Below are 22,073 nucleotides of genomic sequence, written 5' to 3'. Positions count from 1 at the left end.
GTGACGTTCGTGCGCATCGGGAAAAACAGGAACATTTGTCGTCGCGCGCGGTTTTGGCCCTTGACGATCTCGTGACAGGCGACGAAAGCTTGCGCCAACAGTTTTAGCGGGCGGGCGTCCCGGACAAGCCAAACCGGTCTGCACATATCAACGACAGACCTTCCAAGAGAGAGGGCTGCGGCATCGCCGCAGCCCTTTTTCGTGGGAAAGGCCCAGGCGGGAAGCGGTTTCCCGATGCCGCAAAACACTTTATGGTGGCGCAAGCCTCTGGCTGTTAACCAGGAACATCGTGAAATCAAAGGCTTAGGGATCGAGCTCAGGCTCGGCCGGCCTTTGGAGGGCAGTTTGACTCGTTATATCTCGACCCGGGGCGAGGCCCCCGAACTCGGCTTCTGCGACGTGATGCTGACCGGGCTTGCCCGCGATGGCGGCCTGTATGTACCGGTGACGTGGCCGCAGCTTTCGTCCGAGGCGATCAGCGGCTTCTTCGGCCGACCCTATTGGGAGGTTGCGGTCGAGGTGATCCGTCCCTTCGCCGGGGGCGAGATTTCGGATGCCGAACTCGGCCGCATGGCGAACGAGGCCTACGCCACCTTCCGCCATCCGGCGGTGGTGCCGCTGCGCCAGATGTCGCCGCATCAGTTCGTGCTGGAGCTGTTCCACGGTCCGACGCTCGCCTTCAAGGACGTGGCGATGCAGCTGATCTCGCGGCTGATGGACCATGTGCTGGCCAAGCACGGCCAGCGCACCACCATCGTGGTCGCGACGTCAGGCGACACCGGGGGGGCCGCTGTTGACGCATTTGCTGGCCTCGAGAATGTCGATCTCATCGTGCTGTTCCCGCACGGTCGCATCTCCGAGGTGCAGCGGCGGATGATGACGACGACGGGCGCGGCCAACGTGCATGCGCTCGCCATCGAGGGCAATTTCGACGACTGCCAGGCGCTCGTGAAGGGGATGTTCAACAACCATCGCTTCCGTGATGCGACCTCGCTGTCCGGCGTCAATTCCATCAACTGGGCGCGCATCGTTGCCCAGGTGGTCTATTACTTCACCTCCGCCGTCGCCGCCGGTGCGCCGGCGCGCGCGGTGGACTTCGTCGTGCCGACCGGCAATTTCGGCGACATCTTTGCCGGCTATGTCGCCAAGCGCATGGGGCTGCCGGTGCGGACCCTGCGCATCGCCGCCAACGTCAACGACATCCTGGCCCGCACGCTGAAGACCGGAATCTACGAGGTGCGCGAGGTGCATGCCACGGCGTCGCCGTCGATGGACATCCAGATCTCCTCGAACTTCGAGCGTCTGCTGTTCGAAGCCGGTCGGCGCGATGCGGCCGGGGTGCGCCGTCTCATGGAGTCGCTGAAGCAGTCCGGACGCTTCGTGCTCCCCGATGCGACGCTGGCTGCGATCCGCGAGGAGTTCGACGCGGGGCGCGCCGACGAGACCGAAACTGCAGCTGCGATCCGCGCCGCCTGGCGCGAGGCGGGCGAACTGGTCGATCCCCATACCGCGGTGGCGCTCGCGGTCGCCGACCGCGACACCACCGACACCACGGTGCCCAGCATCGTGCTGTCCACCGCCCATCCGGCCAAATTCCCCGACGCGGTCGAGGCGGCCTGCGGCCAGCGGCCGCAATTGCCGGCCTGGCTCGACGGTCTCATGACCAAATCCGAACACATCAAGGTGATGAAGAACGATCAGGGCGAGGTCGAGCGGTTCGTGCTGTCGGTCAGCCGCGCCGCAAAACAGGGAGTTGCCGGATGAGCGTCGAGATTTCCAAGCTTGCGTCCGGCCTCACCGTCGTCACCGACAAGATGCCTCATCTCGAGACGGCGGCGCTCGGCGTCTGGGCCGGCGTCGGCGGGCGCGACGAGAAGCCCAACGAGCACGGCATCTCGCATCTCCTGGAACACATGGCGTTCAAGGGCACCACGAAGCGCTCCTCGCGCGAGATCGTCGAGGAGATCGAGGCGGTCGGCGGCGATCTCAATGCCGGCACCTCGACCGAGACCACGTCCTATTATGCGCGGGTGCTGAAGGCCGACGTGCCGCTGGCGCTCGACGTGCTCGCCGACATCCTCGCCAATCCCGCCTTCGAGCCCGACGAGCTGGAGCGCGAGAAGAACGTCATCGTGCAGGAGATCGGGGCTGCGCAGGACACGCCCGACGACGTCGTGTTCGAGCATCTCAACGAGCTCTGCTATCCCGACCAGCCGATGGGCCGCTCGCTGCTCGGCACCGCCAAGACGCTGCGCGCCTTCAACCGCGACATGCTGCGCGGCTATCTGTCGACCCATTATCGCGGGCCCGACATGGTGGTGGCCGCCGCCGGCGCGGTCGATCACAGCCAAGTGGTCGCCGAGGCCGAGAAGCGCTTTGCGAGTTTTGAGGGCACGCCGGGCCCGAAGCCGCAGGCCGCCATGTTCGGCAAGGGCGGCGCCAAGGTCGTGCATCGCGAGCTCGAGCAGGCACATCTGACGCTGGCGCTGGAAGGCGTGCCGCAGAACGATTTGTCGCTGTTCTCGCTCCAGGTCTTCACCAACATCCTCGGCGGCGGAATGTCGTCGCGGCTGTTCCAGGAGGTGCGGGAGAAGCGCGGCCTCTGCTACTCGATCTACAGCTTCCACGCGCCCTACACCGACACCGGCTTTTTCGGCCTCTACACCGGCACCGATCCGGCCGACGCGCCGGAGATGATGGAGGTCGTGGTCGACATCATGAATGATTCGGTGGAGACCCTGACCGAGGGCGAGATTGCACGGGCCAAGGCGCAGATGAAGGCGGGCCTCCTGATGGCGCTGGAAAGCTGCTCCTCCCGTGCCGAGCAGCTTGCCCGCCATGTGCTGGCCTATGGCCGGCCGCAGACGGTGGAGGAGCTGGTGGCCCGGATCGACGCCGTCAGCGTCGAATCGACCCGGGACGCGGCGCGTGCACTGCTTTCGCGCAGCCGCCCTGCGGTTGTCGCATTAGGCAGTGGCAGGGGTCTGGACACGGCGGTGTCTTTTGCGGAAGGATTGACCCGGGCACGTGCCAAGGCGCGGCTGCATTAGGAGCCGCGCGCGGGCTGACCCGCCCCGGGAAGCATCACCATGGCCCTCTTTCGCCTGCCATCCAGTGGACCCGCCGCCCTCGCGCCGCGCGGCAACGGGCTCGTGTTGCGCGCACCGCAGATGTCGGACTTCCTGCAATGGGCACATTTGCGCGAGTCCAGCCGCGACTACCTCACGCCCTGGGAGCCGATCTGGCCGTCGGACGATCTGACGCGCTCCGGCTTTCGCCGCCGGCTGCGCCGCTATTCCGAGGATATCGCCGCGGACCGCTCCTACCCCTTCTTGATCTTCCGTGAGCTCGACGGTGCCATGGTCGGCGGCATCACGCTCGCCAATGTCCGGCGCGGCATCGTCCAGGCCGGCACCATCGGCTATTGGGTCGGCCAGCCCCATGCTCATCGCGGCTACATGACCGCCGCGCTGCGGGTGCTGCTGCCGACGTTGTTCGGCGAGCTCAACCTGCACCGGGTCGAGGCCGCCTGCATCCCGACCAATGCGCCGTCGATCCGGGTGCTCGAGAAGTGCGGCTTCTCCCGCGAGGGCCTGGCGCGCCGCTATCTCTGCATCAACGGGGTCTGGCAGGACCATCTGCTGTTCGGCCTGCTGCACGAGGATTTCCGCGGCTGAGCCGATCGGTTCATACGGCCAAAGTCTCTGGCGTCGTGCCTTTTTTGCTGCCTTGGGTTCGCCGATTTTGGCGATATAACGCGGCGGGGAAGGCGGGCGATCGGCCGGATTGTTGTGATGGAGTATGGGCGTTGATGGTGCACGAGCTTCGGTCATCGCGGAATGCGATGCGGCGGGGGGCAGCGGTCGCGCTGGCGTTGTCGGTTGCGTTCGCATCCGTCTCGCCGGTGGCGGCCCAGTCGTTGAGCGACCGCTTCAAGAGCCTGTTCGGTGGCAAGTCCGACGAGCCGGCCCAGCCCAAGCCGGCGCCCGCGCCAGGCCAGCCTGCGGCCGACGACGATGTCGATTGTCCGCAGGTCACGGTGCGCGCCGGAGCCTCGACCTATGCGGTCGGAGCCACCGGCAAGCCGGCCGTCGGCAACGAGGTTCGCTTCCAGGCCACCATCACCAAGATGGCGCGTGAATGTATCCGCAATGGCGGCGACATCACGGCCCGGATCGGCGTTCAGGGCCGCGTCATCGCCGGTCCCGCCGGCGCGCCTGCGACGGTCGAAGTGCCCTTGCGCGTCGCCGTGGTGCAGGGCGGCGTCGGCGAAAAGGTGATCGCCTCGAAGGCCTACCGGACCACGGTCGGGATGTCGGAAGGTGGCAGCGTGCCCTTCACCTTCGTCGCCGAGGATCTGTCCTATCCGGTGCCTTCGGCCGCGACCGCCGATTCCTACATCTTCTATGTCGGCTTCGACCCGCAGGCGCTGTCGCCCGAGCCGAAGGCAAAGGGGAAGAAGAAGTAGGGTCTCGATCTCAGCTGGCGCCGCAATTTCAGCTGTCATTGCCCGCGAAGACGGGCAATCCAGTACGCCGCAGCTTCTCCGTATGCGATTGGCGTCTCTGGAATACTGGATCGCCCGCCTTCGCGGGCGATGACATCCATCGAAACAAAAAAGCCGGCGCTCATCGCGCCGGCTTTTTGATTGAATGAGGCCAAACCCCTCAGTTCAGCTTCTGCCGAACCTCGCTGATGCTCTTGGCGAGCAGGTCGTCGGCGACCGGGCCCTTGACCGACTGCGACAGGATCGTGGAAGCGGCCTGGACGGCGGCTTCCGCGGCTGCGGCGCGGACATCGGCCAGCGCCTGAGCTTCGGCAAGCGCGATCTTGCTCTCCGCGGTCTTGGTGCGGCGGGCGACGAAGTCTTCCACCTTTGCCTTGGCGTCGGTCGCGATGCGCTCGGCCTCGCCCCTGGCGTTGGCGATGATGTCGGCGGCCTCGCGCTCGGCCGAGGCGGTGCGCGCCTTGTAGTCGGCGAGCACCTTGGCGGCTTCCTGCTTGAGGCGCGTCGCGTCGTCGAGCTCGGCCTTGATGCGGTCGGCGCGATGGTCGAGTGCCGTCATCGCCTTCTTGAAGACCCCGAGATAGCCGAACACGACCATCAGGATCACGAAGGCGATGGCGACCCAGGTTTCAGGATCGAAGAACATATCCACTAACCCTTCAAGGACGCATCAACGGCGGCGTTGACCGACGCCGCATCCGGAACGACGCCGGTGAGCTGCTGCACGATCTGGCCTGCCGCATCGGCCGCGATGCCGCGGACGTTGCTCATGGCGGTCGCACGCGTCGAGGCGATGGTCTTTTCCGCCTCGGCGAGCTTGGCTGCCAGTTGCTCTTCCAGCGCCTTGCGCTCGGCTTCAGCCTGCGCATTCGCCTTGTCGCGGGATTCGTTGCCGATCGCCTGTGCCCGCGCGCGCGCCGAAGCGAGCTCGGTTTCATAGGCCTTCAGCGCCGCCTCGGACTGGTCCTTCAGCTTCTGCGCTTCGGCGAGATCGCCTTCGATCTTGTTCTGACGGGCCTCGATCGCACCGCCGACGCGCGGCAAAGCGAGCTTGGACACGATCACGTAAAGCGCGACGAAGAAAATCGCGAGCCACACCAGCTGTGAAGCATAGGTGCTGCTCTCGAACGGCGGAAAGCCGCCACCGTGACCGCCTTCGGCCCCGGTGTGGGCGCCCGCCGCCGGACTTTTCGCCCCGCCATGACTTTCAGCCATGGATTACTCCTGTTGCCGTCATGCGCGCCGCTTCGGTCGAAGCGGCGCGAAACATCGTCCTCAGAGCGGAACGAACAGCAGCAGCAGCGCGATCAGCAGCGAGAAAATGCCGAGCGCTTCGGTCACGGCGAAGCCGAAGATCAGGTTGCCGAACTGGCCCTGAGCGGCCGAGGGGTTGCGAACGGCTGCGGCGAGGTAGTTGCCGAAGATCACGCCCACGCCGACGCCCGCGCCGCCCATGCCGATGCACGCGATGCCCGCGCCGATAAGTTTTGCTGCTGCCGGATCCATTTTAGACTCCTTGGAAGAAAGATTGGGTTTTGGGTGGAAATTCCCCGGACCGCTCAGTGTCCCGGATGAATGGCGTCGTTGAGGTAGATGCAGGTCAGGATCGCGAACACGTAGGCCTGGAGGAACGCGACCAGAATCTCGAGAGCGTACAGCGCGACCGTGAGCGCCAGCGGCAGCACGCCGCCGACCCAGCCCAGCGCGCCGAGCGAGAAGCCGAGCATGGCGACGAAGCCCGCGAACACCTTCAGCGCGATGTGGCCGGCCAGCATGTTGGCGAACAGACGGACGCTGTGGGAGACCGGCCGCAGGAAGAACGACAGGATCTCGATGAACATCACCAGCGGCAGGATGTAGCCGGGGACACCGTGGGGCACGAAGATCGAGAAGAATTTCAGGCCGTTCTTGGCAACGCCGTAGATCAGGACCGTGAAGAAAACCAGCAGCGCGAGCGCCGCGGTGACGATCAGATGGCTCGACACCGTGAAGGTGTAGGGGATGATGCCGATCAGGTTCGAGACGCAGATGAACATGAACAGCGAGAAGATCAGCGGGAAGAACTTCATGCCTTCCGCGCCGGCCGTCGAACGGATGGTGCTGGCTACGAATTCATAGGAGATCTCGGCGACCGACTGGAGGCGCCCGGGAACCAGCTGCGTGCCGCTGGCGAGCATCAGAAGCGAGATGACCGCCACTGCCACCAGCATGTAGAGCGACGAATTGGTGAAGGCGATCGTTTGATTGCCGATATGGCCCAGGGTGAAGAGAGGCTCGATGTTGAACTGGTGGATCGGATCGATTTTCATCAGCGCGGCATCTCTTGTCTGCCGGGCGATGCCGGCGGGTCTCGGTCTGCCGGCCGGGCCGGCCCGTACCGGCGAGGCCGGTACGATCATTCCTCTCCTGTGCGGATCGCTTAAGAACCACCGCGCCTGTTCTGACCCGCGCCCGCCGTTCTCACCACGTTCACCACGCCGGCGACGAAGCCCAGCAGCAGGAACACGATAAATCCGAAAGGCGACGTCGACAGCAAGCGGTCGAACCCCCAACCAATCCCCGCTCCGACAGCGACACCGGCGATCAACTCGGAGGATAACCGGAAACCCAGCGCCATCGCCGAAGCTCTGGCCGCTCTGTCTTCACCGTCACCTGCGGGTTGCTCGGTCTTGACGCGGCGGTCGCGAAACTCGGACAACCGTTGATCAAGACTTCCGAGCCGTTCGGAAAGCGCAGCTTCCTCGGACGATCTATCGCGATCTCCATTCTCGCCGTGTCCCGTGCCCTGTGTCATGCAACGAAGACCCGAAACGACGCGGCTGAATGGAAATTACGCCCGCCACCCTCAAAAGCCGCGCGGACCATACTGATGGCCCATAATCAAGTCAAGCCAAGTCACGATTGCGTCGCTTTCCGTTATGTATCTGATTTATTTGATGATATTGGCGCACACCGCAGCGCTGCACACAGCGTGACGCCGCACCGCAGCAGCTCTCCTTGGGATCGGTGGATACAGCCGCCATTTCGCCGCGCTGCCGGGATCAAACCGGCCGCCGGGATCGTTGATTTCGGACGCGTGTTTTTGGCGGCGGATGGCGCTGCCCGGGTGTAGAATTGCAAATGTGCCACCTGCGGGTCGTGGCGGAGAGTGTGCGATGAGACCAGCGACGTCGTCCACAGCATCATGGTTTGCGGCAGCGGCGCTGGCCGCGGTGATGGCCATCAGCGGCGGTCTCGTTGCCGCGCAATCCGCGCCCGACGGCGAAAATGGCCGCTACAGCATGACGCCGATCCCCGAAGGCGTGCTGCGGCTCGACACCCGCACCGGCACGGTGTCGACCTGCACCAAGAACGGCGCCGGCTGGGCCTGCTACGCGGTGCCCGACGAACGTACCGCGCTCGACGCCGAGATCGGCAGGCTCCAGGCCGAAGTCGAGAAGCTGAAGGGACAGCTCGCGGCGGGACCGACCGTCTCGGGCAAGATCGACGAGGCGCTGCCGAAATCCGACCCGCTCAAGAAGGAGCCGAAGGTCGCCGAGGGCGACCGCAAGATCGAGATCCCGCTGCCGAGCGACCAGGACGTCGATCGCGTGATGTCGTTCCTGGAAAAGGCCTGGCGCCGGCTGATCGACATGGCCAACCGCGTTCAGAAGGACGTGTCGGGAAGGATTTGAGGGGCCCTCGGTGTCGTTCTGGCGAAGGCCGGGACCCATACGCCGCGGCCCCTTTGTTCTTTCCGGTGCGAGTGGCCGCAGCTTTCGCCGCCACAAGCATTTGGGGTAATGGGTCCCGGCTTTCGCCAGGACGACGAGCGAGACATCTTTTCATGACATCAGCCAGATCTGTCACGCGCTCAGCACCATCGACCGTGCAGGCCGCCACCGTCACATCGTCACTGTTCACCGTGCAGACGCCGGGGCGCGGCTTCACCGATCTCACCTCTGAAGTCGCGAAATTCATCAATGAGGCCCGCGCGCGCGAGGGCGCGTTGACGCTGTTCATCCGTCATACCTCGGCTTCCCTGACGATCCAGGAAAACGCCGATCCCTCCGTGCTGGTCGATCTCACCACTGCGCTATCCAGGCTCGCGCCGGAGAACGCCGGATGGACGCACGACACCGAGGGGCCGGACGACATGCCGGCGCATGTCAAGACGATGCTGACGCAGACGTCGCTGCACGTGCCGGTGCTCGGCGGCAAGCTCGCGCTCGGCACCTGGCAGGCGATCTATCTGATCGAGCATCGCGCCCGCCCGCACCGGCGCGAGGTGGTGCTGCAATTCATCGGCAGTCATCAATAGGGCAAAACAAAACCGGCCGCGGAGACCGCGGCCGGTTGGTGTTGGTCGAGATCGCTGCTCGCGATCAAGTCGTCTTGATATCGACGTCCTTGGTCTCGGGCAGGAAGAAGAGCCCGATCACGACCGTGATGGACGCGAAGATGACCGGATACCAGAGACCCGCGTAGATATCGCCGGTCGAAGCCACGATGGCGAAAGCGGTCGCCGGCAAGAGGCCGCCGAACCAGCCGTTGCCGATGTGGTACGGCAGCGACATCGAGGTGTAGCGGATGCGGGTCGGGAACAATTCGACCAGCATCGCCGCGATCGGGCCGTACACCATGGTGACGAACACCACCAGGATGAACAGCAGCCCGATGGTCGCGGCCACCTGCGGACGGAAGATGTCGAACGGATGGGCCATCTTCACGATGCTCGCATCACCGGCCTTGGGATAACCAGCCGCCTGCACGGCGGCGAGGACCGCCGGGTTGCCGTCCTTGGCGTTGGCGTAGGCAACATCCTTGCCGTTGACCATCACCTTCACGCCGGATCCGGCCGCGCCCGATGTCGTCGAGTACTTGACCGACGACTGGGCGAGGAAGGCACGGGCGGTGTCGCAAGGCGCGGTGAAGACGCGGGTGCCGACCGGGTTGAACAGGTCGCCGCAACCCGCGGGATCCGCCACAACCTCGACCTTGGTCTGCTCGATGGCCTTTTCCAGCGCCGGGTTGGCGTTGGTGGTGATCATCTTGAAGATCGGGAAGAAGGTCAGCGCGGCGATCAGGCAGCCGCCGAGGATGATCGGCTTGCGGCCGATCCTGTCGGAGAGCATGCCGAACACGATGAAGAAGCCGGTGCCGAGCAGCAGCGACCAGGCGATCAGGAGGTTGGCGGTGTAGCCGTCGACCTTCAGGATCGATTGCAGGAAGAACAGCGCGTAGAACTGGCCGGTGTACCAGACGACGCCCTGGCCCATCACGCCGCCGAGCAGCGCGAGCAGCACGAGCTTGCCGTTCTGCCAGTTGCCGAAGGCTTCCGTCAGCGGGGCCTTGGAGCTCTTCCCCTCGTCCTTCATCTTCTGGAAGATCGGCGATTCGTTGAGGCGGAGCCGGATCCAGACCGAGACGCCGAGCAGCAGCACCGAGACCAGGAACGGGATACGCCAGCCCCAGGCGGCGAAGTCGGTTTCGCCGAGGGCGGAGCGTGTGAACAGGATCACCAGCAGCGACAGGAACAGGCCGAGCGTGGCGGTCGTCTGAATGAAGGAGGTGTAGTAGCCGCGCTTGCCGTTAGGGGCATGCTCGGCGACATAGGTCGCTGCGCCGCCATATTCACCGCCGAGCGCGAGACCCTGGGCGAGGCGCAGCGCGATCAGGATGATCGGGGCCGCGATGCCGATCGTCGCCGCGTTCGGAAGCAGGCCGACGATGAAGGTCGACAGACCCATGATCAGGATGGTGACGAGGAAGGTGTACTTGCGGCCGACGATATCGCCGACGCGGCCGAACACGATCGCACCGAAGGGGCGCACCAGGAAGCCCGCGGCGAACGCCAGCAGCGCGAAGATATCGCGGGTTGCCGGGGGATAGGCCGAGAAGAACTGCGCGCCGATGATGCCGGCCAGCGAGCCGTAGAGATAAAAATCGTACCACTCGAAGACGGTACCGAGCGAGGAGGCGAGAATGACGAACCGTTCGTCCTTCGTCATACCTCCCGCGCCAGCTTGAGACACAGCCATTGTCGACATGTTGAGTCGCTCCCCGAAAAATGCGTTTCCTCGCGCCCCAGGTGGCCGGATCTGCCGATCGACCTGGGTCTTGCCAACAAAGTAACATCGGCGTGAAACCCACCCCAATACGACTTTCGGCCTTGCGCACTGACGCGCACCTGACGCCCGGGCCCTCTATCCGGCAACATAGTGCCTGCCTGCGGATTAACCCCTTTGCAGCAAAGGGATAATGTCCACTTGCATGCCACGGCCGGTCAGGGAAGAATTGATCAGCCGCGGCATCGACTCGCCGGCCCGGCGCGAACGACAGCAAGAGAACGATGAACGCTCCCTCGACCCATCTCGTCATTGCCGATGATCATCCTCTGTTCCGCGATGCGCTGCGGCAGGCGGTGGCGAGCGTCCTGACCTCGGCCAGGATCGACGAGGCCGGTTCGTTCGAGGATCTGACCAAACTGCTGGAACAGACCTCCGACGTCGACCTGATCCTGCTCGACCTCTCGATGCCCGGGATCTCAGGCTTTTCCGGTCTGATCTATTTGCGCGCGCAATATCCGGCGGTCCCGGTGGTGATCGTCTCGGCCTCCGACGACAGCGCCACGATCCGCCGCTCGCTCGACTTCGGCGCCTCCGGTTTCATCCCGAAGCGTTTCGGCGTCGAGACGCTGCGCGACGCCATCCTCAAGGTGATGGACGGCGACGTCTGGGTTCCCGCCGACACCGACCTGTCGGCCGCCGCCGACCCCGACATGACGCGCCTGCGCGACCGCCTGGTGACGCTGACGCCGCAGCAGGTCCGGGTGCTGATGATGCTGTCGGAGGGACTGCTCAACAAGCAGATCGCCTATGAGCTCGGCGTCTCCGAGGCCACCATCAAGGCGCATGTCTCGGCGATCCTGCAAAAGCTCGGCGTCGAAAGCCGGACGCAGGCGGTGATTGCTGCGGCGAAGATCGCCGGCGGCCAGTGGAGGCAGGGCACGCCGACGGGGTAGGGCGTGAAGCCATCTGACAGGCGGGTGCACGAACCGCCCAAGTGACACCATCTGCCATCTATTCTGACCATTCGTCCGGATACGGCTCGCAATCTATCGCAAAGTCTGTGGTGTAAGCGCCCCAGCCCTGGGAGCGATAGTAAATGGTCATAGCCTCAAAGTGACTTCCGGCCTCAAACGTATGAACCAGTCGCGCCGGTTGATCCAACAGCTCGCGACAAGCAGCGCCGCGTGGCCCCGCCAAGCACAAGCTCGGCAATCCGTTGGCGTCCGCCCAAACTTCATGAATCAACGTTGCCACAGGGGCACGACCTGTTCGATTTGCGGCTTATTTCATACCATGGCGATGTCGCCCCGTAGCCCCAAGCTCTTGCGTCGCACCTCCGGCAAAACAGCAAAAGCTGGGTCAATCAGGCTGCGCTAAAATATTCTACTTTACCGAAATTCGGTTTCGGCGTATGTGTTGCGCATCCTGATCCCGTGACAAGGGGCGGTCGTACGTCGTCACGAACCGCGGATCGGGTTGCGGTGGACGCAAGCAGCGCCGTCGCGGATGCGAGGGCAGGGCGGGGCAGTGGATTGAGCCGAGCCCCGTGAGCCTCTTCGCAAGCCGCGTTGCACGAACGGCGCTCGATGTCCGGCGAAGCCCCCCTGGGGGCGCAGCCGGGCCGTCTGCGTACGGCAAAACCGTGTGGTCCCGGCCGTCGTTGCTACGGTCAAGCCTCGCGAATGCGGCACTGGCGCCAACCGGCGCCGTGCTGGTGACTTTCGCGGTGGCGAGGGAGGCCAGAGGGAACCCGGCTCCCGGGAGAGCGCGGCATACGCCGTCCGACCATCGCGCAGGGAAGGCCGTGTGTTCGGCTACACCTGTATGCTGCTGTGCGGTTCTTCCTGCGTGTGCATTTCGCGCAGCGGACCGCGGGTGCCAGCCGGCACCCGGCCTTCCCTGCGCCCTTTGTTCAAGAGGGCGTGACGCGAAGAGCAAAACTCGGGCGAATTGCGCCGCGAGAAGGCGAGCGCATGTCTGGGAGTTGAAATGCTGACTGGGAGATGACGATGTCACCTCATGCTCCGTCATTGCGAGCGCAGCGAAGCAATCCAGAATCTTTCCGCGGAGGGACGCTGGACTGCTTCGCTGCGCTCGCAATGACGATCGTGGAAGCACCGTGCGCCAGCTCTCGTCTGCCGGACATTGCGCAATTTCTCTTCGACGATGCGCGCCTATTCCGCCGCCACCATCTGCTGGGTGCGCCACTGTCCGAGCAGGGCGCGGAGCGAGGCCGGCTTCACCGGCTTGTTCAGCACCGCGATCTTCTCGTCGCGCGCCGCCAGCTGCACCGCGGGGCTGCGGTCGGCGGTGATCAGGATCGCGGGGATGGCGTCGCCGAAGCGGCGGCGGATGTCGCGGATGGCGGCGATGCCGTTGCCTCGGTCGAGGTGATAGTCGACGAGCAGCCCGGTGACGCGCTTGCCGGCGGCTTCGATCGCGGCGATCGCGCCTTCGGGATCGGTGACCGCGATCACCTCGGCGTCCCAGGCCTTCAAGAGCGTGCGCATGCCGTCGAGGATCGCCGCATCGTTCTCGATGCAGACGATCAGCGCGCCGGAGATCGGCGTGCGCGCCAGCGGCGTCGCGCTGGTCACGGCCGCGGTGAGCGTGATCGCCTTCGCCGTCGGCACCGTCACCGAGAAGACCGAGCCGCCGCTCACATTGGCGTCGATGGCGATGCCGTGGTTGAGCACGCGCGCCAGCCGTTCGACGATCGAGAGGCCAAGGCCGAGGCCGCGCGCAATCCGCGCGCCCTGCTCGAGGCGGTGGAATTCCTTGAAGATCTCGCCGCGCTTGACCGTGGGGATGCCGACGCCGGTGTCGTAGACGCAGATCTTGAGCGAGGCGCCGCGGCGGCGGCAGCCGACCAGCACGCGGCCGCGCGGAGTGTATTTGATCGCGTTGGAGATCAGGTTCTGGAGCAGGCGCCGCAGCAGGAGGCGGTCCGACTCCACCGGCAGCGAGCAGGGCACGAAGGTGAGATCGAGTCCCTTGGCGCGCGCAATCGGCGCGAACTCGATTTCCAGCGAGCGCATCAGATCGGCCATCTTGAAGCTCGAGATCGAGGTCGCCATTGCGCCGGCGTCCAGCCTGGAGATGTCGAGCAGCGCGCCGAGGATCTCCTCGATGGCCTGGAGCGATTCGTCGATGTTCTCGACCAGTCGCGTCTCTTCGCCACTGTGCTGGCGTTCGACCAGGCTCGTGACGTAGAGCCGCGCCGCGTTCAGCGGCTGGAGGATGTCGTGGCTGGCGGCGGCGAGGAACCGCGTCTTGGAGATGCTGGCGTCTTCCGCGGCGCTCTTGGCCAGCGCCAGCTCGGAGTTCAGCCGCGTCAGTTCCTCGGTGCGGTCGCGCACGCGCTTTTCCAGCGTGGCATTGGCGCGTTCCAGCGCTTCGGCCGCCTCGAAGGTGGGCGTGACGTCGGTGAAGGTGATGACGAAGCCGCTGCCTGGCATGCGGTTGGTGAGCACCTCGATCACCATGTGGCGTTCCGGCAGGCGCTCGAGATAGGGCTCGCTGTCGGTGGTATAGGCGGCGAGCCGCCGCGCCAGCATGGCCTCGCGCTCGACCGGATCGGCCGGATTGCTCACGTCCATGAATTCCAGGATTTCGCGCAGCGGCGTGCCGAACTGGATGAAATGCGGGGGAACGTTGAGGAGGTCGCCGAACTGCCGGTTGGAGCAGATCAGTTGCAAATCGTCGTCGAACACCGCGATGCCCTGGCGCACATGGTTGAGCGCGGTCTGGAGGACCTCGCGGTTGAAATGCAGCGCCGCATGGGAATCGTCGAGCAGTTTCAGCGCGGCTTTCGCGGAGACCGTGCGCTTGCGCAGCAGCAGCGACATCACGAGGCGCGAGGACGCAGCACCGATCGACGAGGCAATCAGGTGCTCGGCGTGCTGCAACAGCTCGAAATCGGCGGGCGCGGCCGGCTCCAGCCGCACATTGCGCCGCGCCGAGAAGGCCTCGAACGAATGCCGGGCGCGGTCGGGCCCGAGATATTGCGCCACCGTGGTCTGGATGTCCTGCACCGTGACGGTGGTGCGCCAGCGGCGGAAGCTCGGGGCGATCGGCGCGAGCGTGTTCGGTACGAACAGATCGGCCTGCACCAGCTCGATCGAAGAGGGGCGGCGCGCCAGCGACAGCAGCACATAGGTGAGGATGTTGAGCGACAGCGACCAGATGACGCCATGCATCAGCGGCGGCAAATCGGCGCCGAACAGCGCCTGCGGCCGCAGCGCCTCGATCCCGAACGGGCCGTGTTGGAGCAGCAGGATGCCCGCGGTCGAGGAATCCATGAAGCTCGGTATGAACAGCGTGTAGAGCCAGACCGCGAAGCCGACCAGCATGCCGCCGATCGCGCCGCGCGCGGTCGCCCGACGCCACAGCAGCCCGCCGAAGAAGCTCGGCGCGAGCTGGGCGATGGCGGCAAAGGAGAGCAGGCCGATCGCCGCGAGCTGGGTGTTGCCGAGCGCGCGGTAGTAGAAATAGGCCATCACCATGATGGCGAAGATCGCGAGCCGCCGCGAGCGCAGCAGGAAGTCGCTGAAATCGGCGCCGCCGGCGCGTCCCTCCGGCCGCCGTTGCAGCACCAGCGGCACCACGAGGTCGTTGGAGACCATGATGGAGAGCGCGACGCATTCGACGATCACCATCGCGGTCGCCGCCGACAGGCCGCCGACGAAGATGGCGACGCTGAGCAGATCGGCGCCGCCCTCCATCGGCAACGCCAGCACGTACATGTCGGGGTCGGCCGCGCCGAACGGGAAGCTGACGAGGCCGGCGAGCGCGATCGGGATCACGAACAGGTTGATGGCGACGAGATAGAGCGGAAACAGCCATCGGGCGCGGCCGACCTCGGCATCGCTGGAGTTCTCCACCACGCTGACGTGGAACTGGCGCGGCAGCAGCATGATCGCGCACAGCGACAGCAGCGTCATGGTGAGGAAATTGCCGATCGACGGCGAATAATTGATGGCGCGCACCGCCTCCGGCGTCTTCATGGCGCGCTCGATCAATTCATGCGGCGAGAACATCCAGAAGGTGACGAAGATGCCGGCGGCGAGGAAGGCGACCAGCTTGATGATGGATTCGGTCGCGACCGCCAGCATCAGGCCGTGCTGGTGCTCGGTGGCATCGGTCTGCCGTGTGCCGAACAGCACGGCGAAGGCCGCCATCGCCAGCGTCACCATCAGCGCCATGTCGCCGAGGATGGGGATGTGGGAGAACGCCTGGTCCTCGCTCAGGATCGTTTCGAGCGAGGAGGCGACCGCCTTGAGCTGCAGCGCGATGTAGGGCACCGAGCCGATGATCGCGATCAGCGCCACGGTCGCCGCCACCGCCTGGCTCTTGCCGTAGCGCGCGCCGATGAAGTCGGCGATCGAGGTGATGTTGTGGGCCTTGGCGAGCTGGATCACGCGGCGCAGCACGCCGGCGCCGAGCCCGATCATCAGGATCGGGCCGACATAGATCGCGAGGAAGTCGGTGGAGGTGCGGGTGGCGAAGCCGACCGAGCCGAAGAAGGTCCAGGAGGTGCAGTAGATCGCCAGCGACAGCGGATAGATCAGCCCGGAGGCGCGGCCGGGGCCGGCCGGCGAGCGGCGGTCACCATGGCTCGCCACCAGGAACAGGAAGCCGATATAGCCAAAGGCGGCGGCAATCACGCCCCAGTCGTGCAGCATGGGTCGGGGGCTCTCCCTTGGGCGCGAACGCGCCCGCGTTCATTTTCCCTGCAAATCTAGCGCGTTGGGCAGGTGGTGGCGACAGCGAAATGCCGTACGGCGGTCGGGAACTGGGGTTGTCGTTAAGCGGTGGGGCGGGCGTTCTTACCCTCCCCTGGAGGGGGAGGGTCGATCGCGCGCAGCGCGAGCGGGGTGGGGTGATCTCTCGACATGGGCAGTGTTGCATGCGGAGAGACCGTCACCCCACCCCGCTACGCATTCCGCTCCGCTACATGCGTAGCGACCCTCCCCCTCCAGGGGAGGGTAAGAGGGGAGGTCTACTCCGCCGCCAGTGACTTCTCGCTGAGCGGCAGGCCGAGGCGGTCCCACACTTGCAGCAGGGCCTCGGCGAGCTGATCGATCAGGCCGTCGTCGTGATAGGGCGAGGGCGTGATGCGCAGGCGCTCGGTGCCCTTGGCGACGGTCGGATAGTTGATCGGCTGGATGTAGATGCCGTGCTCTTCCAGCAGCAGGTCGGAGGCCTGCTTGCACTTCTCGGCATCGCCGATGAACAGCGGCACGATGTGGGTGTCGCTCGACATCACCGGCAGACCGGCGGCATTGAGGATCGCCTTGACGCGGGCGGCGCGGTCCTGGTGGCGCTCGCGCTCCCAGTTCGAGGTCTTCAGATGCTTGATCGCGGCGGTTGCGGCCGAGCAGATCGCCGGCGGCAGCGCGGTTGTGAAGATGAAGCCCGGCGCATAGGAGCGCACGGCGTCGATGATCTGGCCGTTGGCGGCGATGTAGCCGCCGAGGCAGCCGAACGCCTTGGCGAGCGTGCCTTCCAGGATGTCGATGCGATGCATGACGCCGTCGCGCTCGGCAATGCCGCCGCCGCGCGGGCCGTACATGCCGACGGCGTGGACCTCGTCGACATAGGTCATCGCATTATATTTCTCGGCGAGATCGCAGATCTTGGCGAGCGGAGCGACGTCGCCGTCCATGGAGTAGAGGCTCTCGCAGGCGATCAGCTTCGGCCGGTTCGGGCCCGCCTCTTTCAGCAGCTGTTCGAGATGGGCGACATCGTTGTGGCGGAACACGACCCGCTCGCAGCCGGACTGACGGATGCCCTCGATCATCGAATTGTGGTTGAGCTCGTCCGACAGGATCAGGCAGTTCGGAATGAGCTTTGCGATCGTCGCGATACCGGTCTGGTTCGAGACATAGCCCGAGGTGAACAGCAGCGCGGCTTCCTTGCCATGGAGGTCGGCGAGTTCGGCCTCGAGCTGCACCAGCGGATGATGGGTGCCGGCGATGTTGCGGGTACCGCCTGCGCCGGTGCCGACGCGCGTTGCGGTCTCGACCATGGCGCCGACCACCTTCGGATGCTGGCCCATGCCGAGATAGTCGTTGGAGCACCAGATCACGACGTCGCGCTTGCCCTTGGGCGAGTGCCAGATCGCATGCGGGAACCGGCCCGCCATGCGTTCCAGATCGGCGAACACGCGGTAGCGCCGTTCGGTGTGGAGGCGATCAAGGGCGGAATTGAAGAACTGGCTGTAATCCATCGGCAAACCTGCAACGGAACCTGATCAAAGGGCCGCATCTTCTTAGAGCTTTTCCAGCTCTAATGTCTATGCGCTATCCCACATTTGGCCCTGTGGGGCATTTGGGCAAAATGCCCTATCCGGCGCTTTGCCGTTTGATTCCGATCAAGTTCACGCGACATATAATGCTGCCCTGCACCATCGGTGAGATGTGCACCTGGCCGGCCGAGGCCTTCCCCTGCGGCCCGGCGCGCGCTTTCCTGACCGCGGCCAAACAACCTGGTTTTCGAAAGGACCCCCATGAAGCGCGTGATGATCCTCAACGGTCCCAACCTCAACATGCTCGGCATCCGTGAGCCGCACATCTACGGCACCACGACTCTCGCAGAGGTCAACGCGAGCTGCGAGGAAGTTGCTGCGAAGCTCGGGCTCAAGCTCGCCTTCCACCAGTCCAACCACGAGGGCGTGCTGGTCGATCTGATCCAGTCGGCGCGGCAGGATGCCGACGCCATCATCATCAACCCGGCCGGCCTGTCCTTCACTTCGGTCTCGATCATGGACGCGATCAAGACGTTCGAAGGCCCGGTGCTGGAGGTCCACATCTCCAACATCCACGCCCGCGACGAATACCACCGCCACTCCAAGATCTCGTTCGTGGCGACTGGCATCATCTGCGGGCTGGGGCCGTTCGGCTACATCGCGGCCCTGCACGCGATCGCGAACATGAAGTGAGCTGCCTCCACGAACTCGTCATGCCCGGGACAAGCCCGGCCATGACGTCGTGGCTCACGTCGTCCGGAACTGCAGCACGCCGTCCTTGGTCTCCGCCGTCAGCCGGCCCTCGACGATCATGTAGTTGACGTGGGCGACGAGCTCGCCGGCGGCGAAGCCCATCTGGTGCTCGTCCAGCACGTGCTTGTTGAACACGACAGGCACCAAGGCGCGCGAGGTCTGCGGCACCTCGCGGCAGGCTTCCGCGATCAGGCGGCAGCGCTCCTCGTGATGGTCGGCGAGCTGCTTGATGCGGGTCTTGAGCCCGTAGAACGGCACGCCGTGGCCGGGCAGCACCAGCACGTCATAGGGTAGCGTCGTGGTGAGGCTGGCGAGCGAGGCGAGATATTCGCCGAGCGAGTTCTGGTCGGGCTCGACCGCCCACACGCTGACATTGGGCGAGATCTTGCTCAGCACCTGGTCGGCGGAGAGGAACAGCTTGTCGTCGGCGCAATACAGCATCACCTGGTCGAGCGCGTGGCCGCCGCCGGTGATCACCTTGAAGCGGCGTGTGCCGATCACGACGTCGTCGCCATGCGAGATGCGGCGGTAGGACGGCGGCAGCACCGAGACGCGCTTGAGATAGTCCTGGCCGCGGCCGAGCAGCTTTTCGGTGAGCGACTCGTCCATGCCGTGGCGGCGGAAGAACAGCCGCTGCGCTTCCTGCCGCTCCTCGGTGCCGCGGTTCTGGTGGTAGACCGATTGCAGATATTCGACCTGCGACATCACCAGCGGACAGTTGAACCGTTCGACGATCCATCCGGCGAGGCCGACATGGTCGGGATGCGAATGCGTGACGATCAGGCGCGTGATGTCGACGCCCTTCAGCGGGCCGTCGAACAGTTTCGTCCAGGCTTCGATCGTCTCCTCGTTGCCGAAGCCGGTATCCACCATGGCATAGCCGTCGCCGTCGGCGAGCAGGTAGATGTTCACATGGTTGAGGCGGAACGGCAGCTTCAGCCGCGCCCACAACACGCCGGGCTTCACCTCCACGACCTCGTCGGGGCCGGGATGCTGGTCCCAGGGATAGCGCAGGGCCTCGCCCGAGGACTGCACGGTGTCGGTCTTTGCGTTCATGCTACCGACTTAAACCCACCGCGAGCGGTGCGCCAGCCGAAAAAGGACGGGCCGTGGTCTCCGCATGGCCGTCATACCGGGGCGTTTTTCCGTAGCCCGGATGGAGCGGAGCGTAATCCGGGGCCCCTTGCCACAAGCAAGAAAGGTCCCGGATTACGCTGCGCTCCATCCGGGTACGGGCCGGCGGCCTACGCCGCCCGCATGTTGTTGAGGAACGCGTCGATCTCTCCGCGCAGAAGGTCGGCCTCGCGGCGCAGTGCGTCGGAAGCGCCCAGCACTTCGCTCGCCGCAGCGCCGGCTTCGGCGGAGGCGGTGGAGACGCCGACGATGTTGCTGGAGACTTCGCTGGTGCCGCCGGCGGCATGCTGGATGTTGCGGGCGATTTCGCGGGTGGCTGCGCCCTGTTCCTCGACCGCGGCCGCGATCGTGGTGGTGACGTTGTCGATCTCGCCGATGATCCGGCCGATGCCCTGGATCGCGCCGACTGCGGACGTTGTGACCTGCTGCATGCTGGCGATCTGGGTGCGGATCTCCTCCGTCGCCTTCGCGGTCTGGCTGGCGAGGCTCTTCACCTCGGAGGCGACCACGGCGAAGCCGCGGCCGGCCTCGCCCGCGCGAGCCGCCTCGATGGTGGCGTTGAGCGCGAGCAGGTTGGTCTGCGAGGCGATGGTCTGGATCAAATCGACCACGACGCTGATGCGGCTCGCGCTGTCGGCGAGGCTCTGCACCGTGGCGTCCGTCGCGCCGGCTTCGTCCACGGCCTTCTTGGCGATTGCAGCCGATGTGACGACCTGCTTGCTGATCTCCTCGATCGAGGACGACAGCTGCTCGGTGCCCGATGACACGGTCTGCACGTTGACCGAGGTCTCTTCGGCGGCGGAGGCGACCGCGTTGACCAGCGCATTGGACTGGTCTGCCGTGTTCGACATGCTCTGCGCGGTCGATTGCATCGAATTGGCGGACTGCGCGAGATTATCGAGCGCGGAGCGCACTGTATTCTCGAACTCGGCGATCCTGGCCTCCATGCGCGCGGCGCGCTCGGCCTTTGCGGCGCGGTCCTTGTCCTGCTCGCTGGCGAGCGCGCGCGCCTCGATCATGCTGTCGCGGAACACGGTCAGCGTGTCGGTCATCGCGCCGATCTCGTCACTGTGCTTCGAGCGCGCGATATCGGTGTCGAGATCGCCGGCCGAGAGTGACTGCATGGCGCGCTGGAGGCCGGTGATCCGGCGCAGGATGTTGCGGCCGACATAGAGCCAGACGAACAGCGCCGAGCCGACCAGCATCAGCGCGCCCAGCGCCAGCATCGCGATCGTCGCCAGCGAGATCTCCTGCCGCGCCTGGAAGGTCGACTCGTTGGTCTCCTTCTGCACGCCGTCGACGAGCTGCTGCACGCTGATGCCGAGGCCGACATTGAGCTTGCGGGTCTCGTCCAGGATGGTCTGGCCGTAATCGACGGCGTCGAGCTCCTTCTCGCGCAGATTGAACACGCCGGTCTTGCCGGTGCCGAGCGCCAGCAGCTTTTCCGCCGCCTCGCGCAGCATCTTGTTGCCCTGATTGTCCGGCAGCAGGTCGAGGTTGGAGCGCAGGCGTCCCTGCGCCGTCTTGAATTCCTTCTGGATGTCGTCGAGCTTGTCGCTGGTGTTCGCCGACAGCGCCGCGCTCATGTCGGCGGCCGCGAGATTGCCGCTGGCGACGACGTTGCCGAGCTGGCCGACGGTCTGCGCGGCTTCGGTGGCATCTTCCGCGGACATATTGGCCGAGCCGAGAATGGCGTTGACCCGGGTCTGCGCGTCCAGCATCGCCGGACTGGCCGCGCCGACGAACGCGCCCTGCGCGTTGCGCAGCGCGTCATACTGCTTGTCGTGGAGGGCCGCGACATCCAGCCGTTCGCGGGCGGCCTTGGCCAGGCTCTGGGCCGCCTCGTTGATGCTCTTCATTGTCTCGCTGAGTCCGGAGACGACGGTCTTGTCACCGCCAAGCTCGATGATCTCGTTGAGTTTCTGCTGCGTCTGCTCCTGCAATTCCCTGAGCTTCTTGGTGCGCTCGTTCAGGGCGTCCTCGCTTTGAGCCGCAAGCAGGGCAGGTCCCTGTGCCGCAAGGCTCGCGCTTAGTGCCGACAATTGCAGGCTGGCGGCAAGGCGCGGAATGTCCCTGCCGCTCAGTTCGGTCATGCGGCCGCCGAGATTCTGCAGCGCCAGGCCGGCGCCGGCGGCGATGACGAGGCCCATGCCTGCGACCACCGCGAAGGCGGCGAACAAGCTGCCGCGCACGCCCCATGTCGGCATCTTGATACGGGGCCTCAATCGGCCAAGGAATCGGCCAGGAAAATGACCCAGGCCCAGACGGATCGCCATCGAACTTCCCCCACGCTCTTGCTTCTGTTTTGTGGCGGGCAGTATCGGCGGGTCGGGTTAAAAAATCGCAATTGGTGCAATTGTTTGCACTGGTTCCGCAGAGC

At 65.3% G+C, this 22,073-nt stretch carries 19 protein-coding genes; 9 read left to right on the top strand and 10 right to left on the bottom strand.

Annotation, left to right across the window (positions count from 1 at the left end; all coding sequences use genetic code 11):
- The first annotated feature begins 345 nt into the window (after positions 1-345).
- From thrC to AC1RUR_RS10200, 4 genes are all read left to right on the top strand, one after another.
- Complete coding sequence (gene thrC, locus AC1RUR_RS10215) at positions 346-1,764, top strand: threonine synthase (protein WP_492843404.1); 1,419 nt, start codon at positions 346-348, stop codon at positions 1,762-1,764.
- Positions 1,761-3,050: a M16 family metallopeptidase gene (locus AC1RUR_RS10210; RefSeq protein WP_492843402.1), complete on the top strand. Its 1,290-nt coding sequence runs from the start codon at positions 1,761-1,763 to the stop codon at positions 3,048-3,050. Before thrC ends, AC1RUR_RS10210 begins: the two co-directional genes overlap by 4 nt.
- Positions 3,051-3,089: 39 nt before the next feature.
- Positions 3,090-3,677, top strand: a complete 588-nt coding sequence (locus AC1RUR_RS10205) for a GNAT family N-acetyltransferase (RefSeq protein WP_492843400.1) — start codon at positions 3,090-3,092, stop codon at positions 3,675-3,677.
- A gap of 134 nt (positions 3,678-3,811) precedes the next feature.
- Positions 3,812-4,468 carry a hypothetical protein gene (locus tag AC1RUR_RS10200; protein WP_492843398.1) on the top strand — a complete coding sequence of 219 codons (657 nt, stop codon included), beginning with the start codon at positions 3,812-3,814 and terminating at the stop codon, positions 4,466-4,468.
- Positions 4,469-4,667: 199 nt separating this feature from the next.
- On the opposite strand, the gene AC1RUR_RS10195 is transcribed toward AC1RUR_RS10200, so the two are convergent.
- The 5 genes from AC1RUR_RS10195 to AC1RUR_RS10175 form a co-directional block, all read right to left on the bottom strand.
- Complete coding sequence (locus AC1RUR_RS10195) at positions 4,668-5,153, bottom strand: F0F1 ATP synthase subunit B family protein (protein WP_492843396.1); 486 nt, start codon at positions 5,151-5,153, stop codon at positions 4,668-4,670.
- 5 nt (positions 5,154-5,158) lie between these two features.
- Positions 5,159-5,722 (bottom strand): F0F1 ATP synthase subunit B, encoded by a 564-nt coding sequence (locus AC1RUR_RS10190; protein WP_492843394.1) that lies wholly within the window; start codon positions 5,720-5,722, stop codon positions 5,159-5,161.
- 60 nt (positions 5,723-5,782) lie between these two features.
- Positions 5,783-6,013, bottom strand: coding sequence for a F0F1 ATP synthase subunit C (locus tag AC1RUR_RS10185; RefSeq protein WP_007599451.1), 231 nt, complete (start codon positions 6,011-6,013; stop codon positions 5,783-5,785).
- 53 nt (positions 6,014-6,066) lie between these two features.
- Positions 6,067-6,816, bottom strand: coding sequence for a F0F1 ATP synthase subunit A (locus tag AC1RUR_RS10180; RefSeq protein ID WP_492843392.1), 750 nt, complete (start codon positions 6,814-6,816; stop codon positions 6,067-6,069).
- A 110-nt stretch (positions 6,817-6,926) separates the two neighbouring features.
- Positions 6,927-7,301 (bottom strand): AtpZ/AtpI family protein, encoded by a 375-nt coding sequence (locus AC1RUR_RS10175; protein ID WP_492843390.1) that lies wholly within the window; start codon positions 7,299-7,301, stop codon positions 6,927-6,929.
- Here AC1RUR_RS10175 and AC1RUR_RS10170 point away from each other — a divergent pair.
- The 3 genes from AC1RUR_RS10170 to AC1RUR_RS10160 all read left to right on the top strand — a co-directional run bounded on the left by AC1RUR_RS10170 (position 7,209) and on the right by AC1RUR_RS10160 (position 8,807).
- Positions 7,209-7,619, top strand: a complete 411-nt coding sequence (locus AC1RUR_RS10170; protein ID WP_492843912.1) for a hypothetical protein — start codon at positions 7,209-7,211, stop codon at positions 7,617-7,619. The two genes, AC1RUR_RS10175 and AC1RUR_RS10170, sit on opposite strands and share 93 nt — an antisense overlap.
- Before the next feature lie 43 nt (positions 7,620-7,662).
- Positions 7,663-8,181 (top strand): hypothetical protein, encoded by a 519-nt coding sequence (locus AC1RUR_RS10165; RefSeq protein ID WP_492843389.1) that lies wholly within the window; start codon positions 7,663-7,665, stop codon positions 8,179-8,181.
- A 152-nt stretch (positions 8,182-8,333) separates the two neighbouring features.
- Positions 8,334-8,807 carry a secondary thiamine-phosphate synthase enzyme YjbQ gene (locus AC1RUR_RS10160; RefSeq protein ID WP_492843387.1) on the top strand — a complete coding sequence of 158 codons (474 nt, stop codon included), beginning with the start codon at positions 8,334-8,336 and terminating at the stop codon, positions 8,805-8,807.
- A 64-nt stretch (positions 8,808-8,871) separates the two neighbouring features.
- Here AC1RUR_RS10160 and AC1RUR_RS10155 read toward each other — a convergent pair whose 3' ends face one another.
- Complete coding sequence (locus AC1RUR_RS10155) at positions 8,872-10,497, bottom strand: MFS transporter (RefSeq protein ID WP_492843385.1); 1,626 nt, start codon at positions 10,495-10,497, stop codon at positions 8,872-8,874.
- Positions 10,498-10,838: 341 nt separating this feature from the next.
- Between AC1RUR_RS10155 and AC1RUR_RS10150 the strand changes: the two genes are divergently transcribed.
- Entirely contained in the window at positions 10,839-11,510 is a 672-nt protein-coding gene (locus AC1RUR_RS10150) for a response regulator (RefSeq protein ID WP_492843383.1), read from the top strand.
- A gap of 1,221 nt (positions 11,511-12,731) precedes the next feature.
- Here the strand turns inward: AC1RUR_RS10150 and AC1RUR_RS10145 are convergent.
- On the bottom strand, positions 12,732-16,241 hold the full coding sequence (locus AC1RUR_RS10145; protein ID WP_492843381.1) for a PAS domain-containing hybrid sensor histidine kinase/response regulator: 3,510 nt from the start codon (positions 16,239-16,241) through the stop codon (positions 12,732-12,734).
- Positions 16,242-16,558: 317 nt separating this feature from the next.
- Complete coding sequence (hemA, locus tag AC1RUR_RS10140) at positions 16,559-17,788, bottom strand: 5-aminolevulinate synthase (protein WP_492843379.1); 1,230 nt, start codon at positions 17,786-17,788, stop codon at positions 16,559-16,561.
- Positions 17,789-18,067: 279 nt separating this feature from the next.
- Between hemA and aroQ the strand changes: the two genes are divergently transcribed.
- The gene (gene aroQ / locus AC1RUR_RS10135; protein WP_492843377.1) at positions 18,068-18,499 is read left to right on the top strand and encodes a type II 3-dehydroquinate dehydratase; all 432 of its coding nucleotides are present in this window, start codon (positions 18,068-18,070) and stop codon (positions 18,497-18,499) included.
- Positions 18,500-18,553: 54 nt separating this feature from the next.
- Here aroQ and AC1RUR_RS10130 read toward each other — a convergent pair whose 3' ends face one another.
- Both AC1RUR_RS10130 and AC1RUR_RS10125 read right to left on the bottom strand, forming a co-directional pair.
- Entirely contained in the window at positions 18,554-19,615 is a 1,062-nt protein-coding gene (locus AC1RUR_RS10130) for an MBL fold metallo-hydrolase (protein ID WP_492843375.1), read from the bottom strand.
- Between the two features lie 188 nt (positions 19,616-19,803).
- On the bottom strand, positions 19,804-21,969 hold the full coding sequence (locus AC1RUR_RS10125) for a methyl-accepting chemotaxis protein (protein ID WP_492843373.1): 2,166 nt from the start codon (positions 21,967-21,969) through the stop codon (positions 19,804-19,806).
- Between the last annotated feature and the right edge of the window lie 104 nt (positions 21,970-22,073).

Source organism: Bradyrhizobium sp. GW821-FHT12B03, assembly GCF_058807535.1.
This window is presented reverse-complemented; position numbering and strand designations above follow the sequence as displayed.